General features: G+C 65.3%; 13 protein-coding genes and 1 pseudogene. 3 read left to right on the top strand and 11 right to left on the bottom strand.

Features of this window, described 5'->3' with window-relative positions; all coding sequences use genetic code 11:
• Positions 1-9: 9 nt before the first annotated feature.
• Positions 10-969: an AAA family ATPase gene (locus ACOGXA_RS07345; RefSeq protein ID WP_419926620.1), complete on the bottom strand. Its 960-nt coding sequence runs from the start codon at positions 967-969 to the stop codon at positions 10-12.
• A 78-nt stretch (positions 970-1,047) separates the two neighbouring features.
• Positions 1,048-1,851, bottom strand: coding sequence for a DUF2889 domain-containing protein (locus ACOGXA_RS07340; protein WP_419926619.1), 804 nt, complete (start codon positions 1,849-1,851; stop codon positions 1,048-1,050).
• A 68-nt stretch (positions 1,852-1,919) separates the two neighbouring features.
• Between ACOGXA_RS07340 and ACOGXA_RS07335 the strand changes: the two genes are divergently transcribed.
• Positions 1,920-3,149 (top strand): MFS transporter, encoded by a 1,230-nt coding sequence (locus ACOGXA_RS07335; protein ID WP_419926618.1) that lies wholly within the window; start codon positions 1,920-1,922, stop codon positions 3,147-3,149.
• Positions 3,150-3,236: 87 nt separating this feature from the next.
• On the top strand, positions 3,237-4,343 hold the full coding sequence (locus tag ACOGXA_RS07330; protein WP_419926617.1) for a Zn-dependent alcohol dehydrogenase: 1,107 nt from the start codon (positions 3,237-3,239) through the stop codon (positions 4,341-4,343).
• A 39-nt stretch (positions 4,344-4,382) separates the two neighbouring features.
• Here the strand turns inward: ACOGXA_RS07330 and ACOGXA_RS07325 are convergent, their stop codons facing one another.
• The gene (locus tag ACOGXA_RS07325; protein WP_419926616.1) at positions 4,383-5,237 is read right to left on the bottom strand and encodes a TIGR03619 family F420-dependent LLM class oxidoreductase; all 855 of its coding nucleotides are present in this window, start codon (positions 5,235-5,237) and stop codon (positions 4,383-4,385) included.
• Positions 5,238-5,303: 66 nt separating this feature from the next.
• On the opposite strand from ACOGXA_RS07325, the gene ribA reads away from it, so the two are divergent.
• Complete coding sequence (ribA, locus tag ACOGXA_RS07320; protein ID WP_419926615.1) at positions 5,304-5,912, top strand: GTP cyclohydrolase II; 609 nt, start codon at positions 5,304-5,306, stop codon at positions 5,910-5,912.
• 7 nt (positions 5,913-5,919) lie between these two features.
• On the opposite strand, the gene ACOGXA_RS07315 is transcribed toward ribA, so the two are convergent.
• The 8 genes and pseudogenes from ACOGXA_RS07315 to ACOGXA_RS07280 all read right to left on the bottom strand — a co-directional run.
• Positions 5,920-6,663, bottom strand: a complete 744-nt coding sequence (locus tag ACOGXA_RS07315) for a glucosamine-6-phosphate deaminase (RefSeq protein WP_419926614.1) — start codon at positions 6,661-6,663, stop codon at positions 5,920-5,922.
• 16 nt (positions 6,664-6,679) lie between these two features.
• Positions 6,680-7,441, bottom strand: a complete 762-nt coding sequence (locus ACOGXA_RS07310; RefSeq protein ID WP_419926613.1) for an ATP-binding cassette domain-containing protein — start codon at positions 7,439-7,441, stop codon at positions 6,680-6,682.
• Complete coding sequence (locus ACOGXA_RS07305) at positions 7,438-8,649, bottom strand: alanine racemase (protein ID WP_419926612.1); 1,212 nt, start codon at positions 8,647-8,649, stop codon at positions 7,438-7,440. The genes ACOGXA_RS07310 and ACOGXA_RS07305 overlap by 4 nt, the downstream gene beginning before the upstream one ends.
• Positions 8,650-8,651: 2 nt before the next feature.
• Positions 8,652-9,662, bottom strand: a complete 1,011-nt coding sequence (locus tag ACOGXA_RS07300) for an ABC transporter permease (RefSeq protein ID WP_419926611.1) — start codon at positions 9,660-9,662, stop codon at positions 8,652-8,654.
• A gap of 10 nt (positions 9,663-9,672) precedes the next feature.
• A complete protein-coding gene (locus ACOGXA_RS07295) occupies positions 9,673-10,809 on the bottom strand; it encodes a substrate-binding domain-containing protein (protein WP_419926610.1) in 1,137 nt (378 codons plus the stop codon).
• 56 nt (positions 10,810-10,865) lie between these two features.
• Positions 10,866-12,113, bottom strand: coding sequence for a M20 family metallopeptidase (locus ACOGXA_RS07290; protein ID WP_419926609.1), 1,248 nt, complete (start codon positions 12,111-12,113; stop codon positions 10,866-10,868).
• Complete coding sequence (locus ACOGXA_RS07285) at positions 12,110-13,069, bottom strand: ROK family protein (protein WP_419926949.1); 960 nt, start codon at positions 13,067-13,069, stop codon at positions 12,110-12,112. The genes ACOGXA_RS07290 and ACOGXA_RS07285 overlap by 4 nt, the downstream gene beginning before the upstream one ends.
• 39 nt (positions 13,070-13,108) lie before the next feature.
• Positions 13,109-13,231, bottom strand: a pseudogene (locus ACOGXA_RS07280) (MarR family transcriptional regulator); the annotation flags it as partial.
• Between the last annotated feature and the right edge of the window lie 5 nt (positions 13,232-13,236).

Here is a 13,236-nt window from a genome sequence, read left to right as displayed (position 1 = left end):
GGCGGGGCCCTAGTCGACGGGGGCCGGAACTGAGCTCATGATGTCGTCCACGATCTGAGCGGGCGGTGTGCCCTGGGCTCGGGCCTGCGGGTTCAATAGCAGCCGGTGGGCCAAAACGGGCACGGCCAGTTGCTTCACGTCGTCGGGGAGCACGTAATCGCGCCCCTGCGACGCCGCCCGCACTCGGCTGGCCCGTTGCAGCCCAAGGGTGGCCCGGGGGGACATCCCCAAAATCAGGCTGGGGTGCTCCCTGGTCGAATTGGCGATCTGCACCAGATAGCGCTTGACGCCCGGTGCGGTGAAAACCGCGTTGGCCTGGTCGGCCAACTCGCTGACTGCTCGGGAGTCCACCATGGGGCGAAGGGCATCAAGCGGGCTGTCGGCGCCGTGGGCGTCGAGGATGTCCAGCTCGGCCTGTTTCGAGGGGTAGCCCACCTGGATTCGCATCAAGAATCTGTCGAGTTGGCTCTCGGGCAGCGGATAGGTGCCCTCATGCTCCAGCGGATTCTGGGTGGCGATCACCATGAACGGCCGAGGGAGGCCGTGGGTGGTGCCGTCCACGGTTACCTGGCGCTCCGCCATGGCCTCCAATAGCGCCGATTGGGTTTTCGGAGAGGCTCGATTGATCTCATCGGCCACCACGATGCCGGAGAACACCGGCCCAGGCTGGAAGTCCAGCGTGTTGGCCGCTCGATTCCAGATTGTGGCGCCCACCACATCGGAGGGGAGCAGGTCGGGGGTGAATTGAATTCGGCCGAATTCGGCCTGGACGGTAATGGCCAGGGCCTTGGCCAGGCTGGTCTTGCCGACGCCGGGGGCATCCTCGATGAGCAGGTGCCCCTCGGCGAGCAGGCAGGTCACGGCCAGCTCCAGCACACTGGGCTTCCCCAAGATGGCCTGGCCGATGTTGGCTGTGATGGATTGGAACTGCTCGGCGAACAGATTCTCCTCTGCTCTGCTCATCGCCATGTTGCTGAGTCTCCCGGGTGTGGCAGCAGCTGGCCTGGGGGCTGGTGGGCTCTGCTCATCGCCATGTCGCTGAGTCTCTCAGGTAGCGCGGAGTTGGGGCCAGCGCGCGGGCATGTCTGCCAGCATTCCGTCGGGACTGGGGCCGTGGTCGCGCAAGGTACCTCGACGCCGGAAAGCGACTTGGTAGCGCTCGGGTTGGGAAGTCCAGCACACGTTGGCCACCAGACCCGATTCAATGGCGTCGTCGCAGTCCTCCAGTTCGCTGCGCCGGGCCCCGGACAGCCAGGTAGTGCGCTGGAGCACCCATGCGGCTTCGGCGCCGTCGGCGTCGAACATTTGCTCGCACCAGCGGACGAAGCCGCCTTTGAGGGCTCGGCCGGCGAACGGCTCGGGTGACGCGATCTTGAGGGTTTCGGCCATCTGCCAGCGGAGCACCTCTCTTCCGTCCTGGACGATCCAGGCAGCGAAGGGGGGCTGGTCCCAGTCGGGCACCGTGGCGTCGTACTGGCGAGTGCCTAGCTTGCCCCGGGCGGCGTGGAGCACCCCGAGCACGGCCGCATCGTAGAGGTGGGTGCATTGCTGGCGGACCTCGGTCCAGGCGAAAACCTCGGAGGCGGCTTCGGTGAGCGGGCAGCCCACCAGGGCTTGGAGCTGGTCGAGCGCCCCCGAGCACGGCTCCCAAGGCATCCGAGGGCCGGCGGCGGCCACTCCGGTGATCCTGGCCCCATCGTGGGTGAGGGCCGCCTCATAGTGGTGCATGTCGTCTTCGAGGCCGACCACCACGGTGTTGAGATCGGGGGCGACCATGCGCAGCCGCCGGCGGAACGCACCGCTGCCGTGTCGATTGCGGATCAGCTCAGGCTGGAGTTCATGCTGGGGCACCGGCTGATGTTCGCACACCATCGCTCCGCGACCAGATTTGTCATCGGGGCAAGTACTGTCGGCTGATCGTGCCCGCCCAGCGTCCCGCGTTTCGCGCTCTGTCGCATAGATCGTTCCGGCTTTTCTTCATCGGGGTGTCTATCGCCACCACGGGTCAGTTCATGCAGTCGCTGGCCGTGCCCTTCTACATGAACGAGCTGACCGACTCGAATTTCTGGGTGGGGGGCTCGGCTTTCGCGGTGCTGGTCCCGTCGCTGATCATGACCCCGGTAGCGGGCATCTGGAGCGACCGGATCAGCCGCAAGGCCATCTTGTTCGGGTCGTTCCTGACCCAGTTGGCCTGCTCGGCCGCGTTCTTGGTTCTGTTCGCCTCCGACCAGCTGACCCCGTGGCTGATGATCGGGATCCAGGTGGTGGTGGGGATGGCGTCGGGGTTCCAGTGGGCCCCCACCCAGGCGATGACCGCGCTGCTGGTGCCGCCGGAGGACTTGCTGTCGGCGGTTCGGTTCGTGTCACTGTCATTCACCGCCGGGCGGGCACTCGGCCCAGGCCTGGCCGGGCTCACACTGCTGTATTGGGGGCCGGGTCCGGCGTTTGCGGTGACCATCGTCGGCTTTGCGGCCAGCCTCTTGCTGATGGCCCCGATGAGGCTTCGCGTGGCGGCGCCGGTTGAGCAGGAGCCGTTCTGGTTGCAGTTCCGTCACGGCATGGAATACATCTGGCGCCGCCCGGAGATGAGGCTGGCGGTGTCCACGTCGTTCGTCGTGGCCGGCATCGGAGCGGTATTCGCCTTTGCCCTGGTGGCCAGCGTGGCCGACGACGTATTCACCCTGGGCGACGGCGGGCTGGGTTGGCTCACGGCTACGTTCGGATGCGGATCGCTGGCGGCGGGCCTGTATGTGACCCGACACGGCGACCGCCACCTCCGCTCCCGAGTGGAGATGGCCGCGGTGGGGGTGTACGCCCTGGGGGTGCTGCTGGTGGGGGCCACTCCCTGGGTGGTGTTCGGGCTATTGGGCTATTTCGTGTTCGGGGCGGCCCACATGGCCCACGGGGTGACGATGAACAGCGCCCTGCAAGTGCAGGTGGACGAGGAGTATCGGGGTCGTGTGATGTCGGTATGGCTGATGTCGGTATTGGCCGGTCTGCCCATCGGCTCGCTGATCGGCGGGTTATTGGGCGACCTGGTGTCGATGCGGTTCGTGCTGCTGCTCTTCGGAGGCCTGCTGGCCTTGTTCTGGCTCATCACCGTGGTGCGGTCCGACGGCTTCGCCGGCCTTGATGTCGGCGCCGAATGAGCTGCTGGCTCGGGGTGAGCCCCGCGGTGGTGCGACAAGTACCGTGGTGTGGGCTGTGGAAGAGACTGCTCTAAGGGAGGCGAGGGCGTGAAGACACGGGCTGCGGTGTATCGGGCGCCGAACGCGCCGCTGGACCTCGTTGAGCTGGACATTTGCAATCTGGCGGCCCAAGACGTGCTTGTGCGGATAACCCACAGCGGCATCTGCCACAGCGACCTTCACGTGTACCACGGCAACCGCGACTGGGAGACCCCCATGATCTTGGGCCATGAGGGAGCCGGTGTGGTGGAGCAGGTGGGCGAGGGCGTGTCCGGGATAAAGCCCGGCGACCGAGTGGTGCTGTCGCTGGTGGCCAGTTGCGGGCGGTGCCGGTCGTGCGCCTCGGGCTACGCCAACCGCTGCCAGGTGCTGCCTGCCTTCCCCATCGGCACCTACTACGACGGCGGCCACCGCTTCGAACGGGACGGGGAGGTACACCACTCGTTCTGCACGGTGGGGTCTTTCGCCACCCACGCCGTGGTCCACTTCTCCAAGGCGGTAAGGGTGCCCGACGACGTGGGGCTGGACGTGGCCTGTTTGGTGGGCTGCGGGGTGCCCACCGGGCTGGGCTCCGCGGTCAACACCGCCCAGGTGCGCCGGGGCAGCACCTGTGTGGTCTACGGCTGCGGCGGTGTGGGCCTCAACGTGATCCAGGGCTGCCGGCTTATGGGCGCGGCCGAGATCGTGGCGGTGGACCTGTTGGCCGACAAGCTGGCGCTGGCCGAGAAGTTCGGGGCCACCCACACTGTGAACGCGTCGGACGACGACCCGGTGGCCGCGGTGATGGAGATGACCGGGGGCCGGGGGGCCGATTACGCCTTCGAGGTAATCGGCACCGGGGCCACCTACATGAACGCCTGGAACTCCATCGGCATGGGTGGTTTGGCGGTCATGGTGGGCGGGCCGCCGGCGGGCACCCCGTTTCACATCGATGCCAACGAGATCTACTTCGGCAAGGCGTTGACCGGCAGCATGTACGGCAACTCCTCGCCTGCTCGGGACTTTCCGTGGATCTTCGACCTCTACCGATCGGGCGAGCTCCTGCTCGACGAGCTCATCACCCAACACCGACCCCTTGACGACGTGACTGCCGCCCTCGACGAGTTGGACACCGGCGGCGTGGTCCGCACTGTGCTGGACATCGGCGAGGAGTGAGGCGTCAAGCACCCCGCCCGGCGGATTATCGCCGGGCGATCAAGAACAGCCGAATTCCTCGATCCAGTGGGTGTAGTCGTCGAGCACCGGCAGCACGTCGTCGGCTGAGCCGCCGTGGGGGAACCTCAGCACCACCTCGGTGATGCCGAGATCGCGGTAGTAGGCCAGCTTTCCGGGGTCGGGGTGGGTGCCGTAGGTGATGAGTTCCAACTCGTCGATGCTGCGGCCGGCGGTGGCCATGGCCTGGGCCAAATCTGCCAGTGCGGCCCGCATTCCGGCCCCGCCGATGGGCATCCATCCGTCGCCGAATTCTGCGATGTGGGCGAACGTGGTGGGCCCGGGGGCCGCGCCGATGACGGTGCGGATGCGGGGCTGCTGGATCGGCTTGGGCCAGCACCACGAGGGCTCCATATGAACGAACTCCCCGTGGTACTCAGCGGCCTCGTTCCCCCATAGTGCCTGGGCACAAAGCAGGTGCTCTCTGACCAGCGCTCGGCGTCGACTTACGTCGATGCCGTGGTTCTCCATCTCCTCGTGGTTCCACCCGTAGCCGATGCCCAGCACCAGTCGGCCTCCGCTGATCCAGTCGAGTGTGGCGCACTGCTTGGCGAAGGCAATGGGGTCGTGTTGGGCGGGCAGCGCCACTCCCACTCCCAGACCGACGGAGTCGGTGGCTTGGGCGCAGGCGGCCAGGGCGATATAGGGGTCTAGCGTCCGGAAGTAGGTTTCAGACAGCTCGTCGGTGCCGGTGGGCGGCGGGGTACGCCGGCTGGTGGGGATATGGGTGTGCTCGGGCAGGTAGATGCAGGCGTAGCCCCGGGCCTCGGACTCCTGGGCTAGGCGTATCGGCGACATCGACCGGTCGGTGGTCTGCATCATCACCCCGAATCGCATGGCAAGAGCGTATGTCGCTTGGGCTGCCAGTTTCGCTGCTGGCAGGGGTACTCTCAGGGCCACCTCATGACACGCCAACCGGAGATCAGGCTGATCGCCACCACTGAGGTGCCCACGAACTGGGGCCGGTTCACCTGCCACGCCTTCGAGTCCATGGACGATGGTGAAGAGCACGTGGCGTTCGCCCTCGGTGACGTGGACTTAGCCGACGAGGTGCTGGTACGAGTACACAGCGAGTGTCTAACCGGCGATGTGTTCGGCTCGTGGCGCTGCGACTGCGGGGCCCAGCTCCACGCGGCTATGGATTCCATTGCTGCCCGCGGCACCGGTGTTCTGGTGTATCTGCGGGGCCATGAGGGTCGGGGCATCGGCATCGGCCACAAGGTGCAGGCCTATGCCCTTCAAGACCAGGGTCGCGACACGGTAGACGCCAACCTGGAACTCGGCCTGCCGGTGGATGACCGTACCTATGGCATTGGAGCCGCCATCTTGGCCGAGCTGGGGGTCAAGCGAGTGGAGCTGATGACCAACAACCCCACCAAGCATGACGGCCTGGCCTCTTTCGGCTTGGAGATTGCCCGCCGCGTTCCTCTAGAAGTGGCCCCCAGATCCGAGAACATGGACTACCTCCGCACCAAACAACAGCGCCTCGGCCACCTGCTGGATCTGGCATAGCCGACAATCAGCTCTCTGGCCTTAGATTCGAAAGAAGCGAGGCCGCCTCGCGATCGAGGACCACGGCGACATTGGGGTGCAATTGGACCGCTGAGGCCGGCGTCTCAGTTGAAACCGGGCCTTCCAGGGCATCGCGGACCGGGCGGGACTTGTGCGATCCCTGAGCCACGAGCAGGATCTGCTTTGCTTGCAGGATGGTCCCAATCCCCTGGGTAATGGCATTGCCGGGGACATCATCAAGCGAGTCGAAGAATCGGGCGTTGTCCCGCCGTGTCGCTTCGCTAAGCGAGACCACGTTGGTCTTGGCATCGAATGGCGTGCCGGGTTCGTTGAAGGCGATGTGGCCGTTGCCCCCGATCCCGAGAAGTTGGATGTCTATGCCGGCGGCGCGCACGAGGCGGTCGTAGCGCCGGGCTTCTCCGTCGAGGTCGGGTGCTTGGCAATCGGGGGCAAACACCGCGTCATTCCGCAGGTCGACAAGTTCGGTGAAGCTCCTTGTGATGACGTTTCGATAGGTCTGGGGATGGTCGGCATCGAGGCCGATGTATTCGTCGAGCAGATAGACCGTGGCTTCGGAGAAGCTGAGCGTGCCCTCTCGGCATCGCCGGGCCAAAGAGCGGTAGACCCCTACCATCGTGCTGCCGGTGGCCAGTCCGATGCCCGGGTGGGGAGTCGATCGAATAGCACCCTCCACGATGTCGGCTGCCCTCTCGGCGGTGGCTGCGGCATCGGCGAGGATATGGACGCGCACCATTGGTCCTCGGCGCTCACCCTGTGCCGCGGGCACCGGTGATGAACGACACCAAGTCGTCCTTGGTGACATCGGGAACGTCGACTTCGGCGCACTTCCGGCCTTGGTAGAGCACAACTGCCTGGTCGCAGACCGCCAGCACTCTGTCCATGTTGTGGGTGATGAGCAGAACCGCCACGCCCTGATCGCGCATGTTGGCGATGAGATCGAGAACTCTCTGGGTCTGCTCGACGCCGAGTGCTGCGGCTGGCTCGTCGAGCAGAACGATCTTTTGGCCCCACGCCACCGCTCGGCCAATGGCGACCGCTTGGCGCTGCCCGCCGGAAAGCGAGCCGACTGGGCGCCGCAGCGACGGGATCCGGATGTCGAGGCCTGACAGCGTGGCCGCGCATTCCTCGCGCATACGCCTCTTGTCGAGCAGGCCGATGCGCGCACCCAGCCATCCGCCTCGGGTTTGCTCCCGATTCAAGAAGAGGTTTTCCGCCACGTCGAGCGGGTCGATGACCGACAAGGCTTGGTGAACTGTCTCGATGCCCAGCTCTCGCGCATGACGCGATGAGTTGATGCGATGCTCGGTGCCCTCGACAAAGATGCTGCCCGCGTCGGGCTGATAGAGGCCCGCAAGACATTTCACCAGCGTTGATTTGCCGGCGCCGTTGTCGCCTAGAAGCGCGGTGACTCGACCGTGGTGCAACTCGATGGATACGTCGTTGAGGGCCTGCACGGCCCGGAATGATTTTGAGATTCCAGAGGCAGCCAGCGCGGGAGTCATGCTCATCGGCTGCCCCGGTTCACGGGGTTACCCAGCACATCTGAGATACCGGCGACCGACGGCGCTCCAGACCGCACACCGGCCACGCCCGCGACAAATGCCCTCGTCACGAAGGCCTGGATGCGGAAGCCAAACACCACCGTGTCGCCCTCGCTGACCGTGCGATCCGATTCGGGGTTCAGTTTGGCGTAGTAGTCGATGGCCGCAGGGTCGGGCATATCCACGGGAATGGGCTTGGTGGCCGCCTCTCCGGGGTCGCGCGCCACCACAGCAGTGGTCTGGTAGTCCCCGAAGACCGGGTCGATGTAGAGACCGCCGCCGAAACAGAATGGCATGCCCTGGTGGATGTGGGCGACCTCGCTGACGTAGCACACCGCGGGCTGCTCGGGCAGGTCGTCCACCGCATGCAGGGGAGTGGTTCCGGTGAGCCCGTGCCCCGGCTCCACCTGGGTGGCACCTGCCTCCGCCAGCTGGGCCAGCACCGCGGAAGACGTCGTGCCCGGGGCGTTGATCTGGAGTTGCCCCTGGTTGTTAGGGCCTAGGTACTGCCCGGCCGACTCCGCAGCCCGGGCCAGGGTTGCCATGTTGGGAGTGGTTCGGGCTCGGCCGGTGGCCGGGTCGAAGAGCAGCGCCGGAAACGTGGTGAGTCCGGCGAACCGGGCCCCAGAAAGCCCGGCGATGTGGGCGATCATTGCGGGCAGGTCTTCGAGCGGAATACCCCCCTCGTGGCCCGGGTAGAACTCATCGCCGGGAGCAAAGACCCGTACCAGCAGATCCTGGACCCGTCCGATGCGGGAGGCGGCAGCCGATGCCTCTGCCGCCTTGTTGGGCGTGAAAACTGTCCAGTAGTCGGGATGCATGGCCACGGCTTCGCGGGCTTCGCCCGCGGCCACCTGCACGAGATGCCCAATGTGTCCGAGGTTGTGCCCGTTGGCGGATATGGGCCGGGCGCAGGCCATGTCCACAGCCACATAGCCGTCCACCCCAGCACCGGTGATGGCATCGAGGACGTCTGGTGCCCTTCCGAGTTGTTTGGTCATGGCGTACACCGTCAATCCCAGCTTCTTGGCCTCGTACATGAGGTGCGAGGTGTTGGCTGCCACCGCGTCGAGGTCGATCACGTAGCTGTTGGCCGGGATGGAACCGGCCTGATGCAACGCCACAACGGCTTCCACGAAAGCCGGGTTCTTGCGCAGCAGCGATCTCAGGAACACGGTCAGCTCTCCTTGGCTTCTCTCATACTCAGCGCTACGGCCAAGATGATGATCACTCCTCGGGCAATGCGCTGATCGGCTACTTCCAGCCCCATGAGGATCAGACCGTTGTTGAGCATGGCCATGATGAGGGCACCGGTGACGGCTCCGATAACCGAAGCCCTCCCTCCGAACAGGTTGGTCCCGCCGATCACCACCGCGGCGATCACGGTGAGCAGGTAGTCCTCTCCGAAGTTGTGGCGACCGATGCTGAGTCGGCCGGCGAGGAGTACCCCGGCGAAGCCCGCCGCGGTGGCACTGGCCACCAGCGCGGAGATCTTCACTCGGGCGGTGTTGATCCCGACTGCGTTGGCCGCGTCGCGGTCGGCGCCGGTGGACAACACATGGCGTCCCCAGCGCAGGTGGTGCAGCGCGATGTGACCAAGGCCGCCGACAACGATGATCCAGATGAGCAGCGAGGAGACAGGACCCAGTCCGCCGGCGCCGAACAGCCCGCTGAATCTGTCGTTGCGGATGGGCAGCGACTGCAAGTCGTTCCAGTTGCGGGCAATCCCACTGATGATGCCCAACATGCCCAGCGTGACTAGGAATGACGGGATTCGCACCTTCACCGTGATCAGCCCGTTTACGAGGCCGACGAGCACTGACGCTCCCAAGGCCACCAGCACGCCGACCAGGAATCCATAGTTGCCCACCATTTCCGCGGCCACCAGTGATGAGAGTGCCACCACTGAGCCTACGGAGAGGTCGATTTCCCCCGCGGCCAGGGCGAAGGCCATCCCAACCGCCATGACCGCGATGGGGGCTGCTTGCCGGCCGATATTGAGCAGATTGGAGGAGCTGAGGAAACCGTCGTCGTGCAGGATGATGCTGAACGTCGCCAGAATCAGAGCGAACGCAAAGTAGACGACGAACCGGCGGAGGCCGCCGTCATGTTTGTAGCGGTCGATCCAGGCCTCGACCGGGGAGGGGAGTCCGGTCGAGGCCTGTCTGTGGATCGATCTCCTGGTCACCTGTCCAGGTCTAGCCGCCGAGGGCGTCTAGCACCTGTTGAGGCGGATCAGCGGCCAGCGACACCCTGTATGCATCGACGATGTTGTCGGCGGTTACCTCTATGGCAGGTACAACCACGAAGGGCGGCGCTTCTTTCCCGAGCAGGCCGTAGGCGCCCTCGGTAGCCATCGTGCGGCCGATCTCATAGGCCTCGTCGGCCGCGATGCCCACGATGTTGCCGCCTTCCACGAGGTCGAGGGAGACGTTGGTGTCCAAGTCAATGGTCACCACCGCCACATCGCTGGCACCCACCGCCCGCAGCGCGGCGAGCACGCCGTCGGCCGGTCCGGCCGACCACGGAGCGTAGATGCCGTCGAGGCCGGGATTGCGGGTCAGCATCGTAGAGGCGATGTCCTCCGCGGTCGCAGGGTCGGCCAGGCCCTGCTCGGCCACGATCTGGATTCCGGGGAAGTTGATCTCGATCCAGGCCTTGAACGCCTGGTCGCGCTGGTTGGTCACGTAGAACGGGGCATCGTGGAAGATGAAGCCGATCTCGCCTTCACCTCCGAGCGCGTTGCCGAGCAGATTGGCCGCGGCAATGCCCATAGCGGCCAAGTCGTCGGTCACCACCCCCACGAACTCCTCGCCCTGCGTATACCCCTCGGGAGTTGTCGACAAGAACACGAGTTGAACGCCTGCCTCTACCGCGGGCCGGAAGCCCTCTGCCGCAGAGACCGGATCGATGGTGAGGCTGAGGATGATGTCGGGGTTCAGGGCCATGGCGGTTTCAACGTCATTGGCCTGCTGGGCGGCGTCGAAACCGGCCTCGGTCTCGACCACCACCTCGATGCCCATCTCCGCGAAAGCGTCTCGCGCCCCTTGGCTCACCGCGTCGGTGAACGCGCCGGAGATGTGCCAGAGAAGGGCGGCGGTGTAGTCGCCCTCTTGTATCTGGCTCAGCTCGCCGGCGGTCAGCGCTATGTCGCCTGACGGACTGGCCGGCTCGCCGTTCGGCCCCTGGGTTACCGGGGCCTCCATCGCCGGGGCGTCTTCAGTCGGTTCGGGAGCGGCTGTGGGCGCGGCGGTAGCTGGAGCAGCCGGGGCATCGCTTTCGCTGTCGTCGTCGTTGCCGCAAGCTGCGGCCAACAGAACGAAAACAGCAAGCAAGGCACTGAGCGCGAGCCATCTCGATCTCTTGTGTGGGTGCATGGGTTTCTCCTTCGTTAGGTGGTTGGGGCTGGTTCGAGACCGCACCACGACGCCACGAAGTGGGCCAGGGTGCGGGTGGCGGCTATGAGTTCGTCGATCTCCACGTGCTCGAACGGTGTGTGGCAGTTGGATATGTCACCGGGCGCGAAGTACACGCCGGGCACACCGAGGGAAGCGAGGAATGACTTCTCCGACCAGAACGGCGCGGCTTCGATCCGGGGCGCTTCGCCCGTTACCGCTGAAATGGACTCCCCCAGAGCCTGTACCGCGGCATGGTCGGTGGGTATCTCGTCTGGAGTGCCGCCCACCGGGTGGTCGCGAGAGGCGGAGAACTCTACCGAAGCCTCTACTTCGTGATCAGAGGCCACCTGGGCTGCGATGTCTCGGATGGCATCCGCCGCGGCATCGAGGCGCTCGTCAGGGAGGACCTTGCGGATCAACGACAGGTGGAACTGTCCGGGAACAGCGATGTTCCCTCCTGAGTTGACCTCGGTCACAAGCAGAAATGCCGGCCCTATCAGTGGGTGCTGGGGCTGGGCGCGCAGATCATCGGAGTGCGTCCAAAGCGCGGACAAAAGGCGGTGCCCGGCCCAGAGGGCGTCCACACCGAGTTCGGGGCGTCCGAAGTAGGCCGATTGACCGGTCAGCGTGATTTGGGCGATGAGAAAGCCCATTTGAGCGGTGTAGATGGCCGAGGTGGAGGGCTCGGTATAGATGAGGAAGTCAGGCGGGTGATCTTGCGGAATGACCCCATCGGCGATGGCAGTCTTCATGCCGGCCGAAACGCCGCTGCCAGGCTGGCCCGACTCCTCATCGCAAACGAACAGCGCAGTGGCGCGGCCCTTCGGTTGGCAGCCAGTTCGACCGATCGCTCGGAAGGCCTCAAGAATGGCGCAGATGCCTGCCTTTTGGTCTGCGGCCCCTCGGCCCCAGATCGCCCGGTCGATGATCGGGGCCGCATAGGGATCAGCTCGGTCGGTCCCAGCCCAGTGCGCCTTCCAGTCGTCGGCATGCACGGTGTCGAGATGTCCGGCCAGAACCAACGAGGGACTTGTCTGTCCGGCGCTGGCGTAGACATTTGGGCGGTAGTCGGCGCAAGGGGAGAGCTGGGCTCGTTCCCAAACCCCATCTTGGAGCTGCTCATGCACCCAGTGGGCGAAGTCCCCCTCATGGGGAGTCACGCTGGGGATGCGGACGGCCTCTTGGACGAGTTCGATGAGTCCGTCGGGGTTGACGGCATCGGCAACGGCCTCAGGGGTCACCGCTGGCTCCCGAGGGTGTCGGTGACCAGTGACTCATGCAGCTCATCGAGCGCCCACGACACAGCCCCGAGGAATGTGGCGCGCCGGCCGAGCGTTGAAGCAGAGATTTCCACCGGTTGGGAGTGCCGCCGATATAGCTCGGCATTGACCGCCTCCACAAACACCTGGTTGGCCCCCACGCCGCCGCCGAACACAATCCGCTCCGGATCGATGATCAGGCACAACTGCATTACTGCGGTCGCCATGGCTGACGCCGCGTTCTCCAAGACATGCACGGCTGCCGGGTCGCCCTGGGCGGCTGCGTCGAAGATCTCCGGAACGTCAGCACTGCCGTGCAGCTCAGTCGGGTACCCGGACTCAGCTGCCTGCCCGAATTGCTTGCGGATGGCCGGTGCCGACGAGACGTCTTCCAAGATGAGGGGGGCATTGGAGTCGGCGGGGGAGCCATGGAGCTCCAGCGACCCGACCTCTCCGGCCGCTCCCGTCCCCCCGCGGTACAGTTCCCCGCCCGCGATGATTCCCATTCCGATTCCGGTGCCAATGGAGATGGCGGCAAAGTTGGTCTGGTCTATGTCCAGGTCTGCCTCGGCTAGAGCAGCCAGATTCACGTCGTTGTCCACGCGGACTTCCATGTCGAGGAGTTCTTCGAGTTTGGCTCGTACTTGCAGACCCTCGAATCCCGGCAGATTCAGCGCCTGTTCGACACCGTCGGAATGCGGGCGGTAGATGCCGGGAACGCCGATACAGGCCGATCCGGCCTGCCCGCCGATCTCTGACAGCATCTGATGGGCCGTTTCCGCCACGCGGTTGAGCGCAGTCTCAGCGTTTGGCCCGGTCTCCAATTCCCGTTCGGCGACCACTGTCCCCAAGAGATTGGCCACGCCGACAATGATTTTGGTGGCGCCGATATCGGCCGCCACAACGAAACCTGCCTCCGGCACGAATTCGTAGAGCATGGCCGGCCTGCCCACGCTTCCGGTTGTGGTTGGCACTGGGGACAGACGGATGAGCCCCGAGGCCTCAAGATCTGCCACCAGATTTGAGACAGTCGGTTTGGATAGCCCAGTCACGCGGGCTATGTCGGCTCGCGAGATGCCATGTGGCGCGGCGTCGAACATGGCAT

The sequence above is a fragment of the Candidatus Poriferisocius sp. genome (genome assembly GCF_965208475.1).
Lineage (GTDB): Bacteria > Actinomycetota > Acidimicrobiia > Acidimicrobiales > Bin134 > Poriferisocius.
Note: the sequence above shows the minus strand (reverse complement) of the source record. Positions and strands in the feature narration are given on the sequence as shown.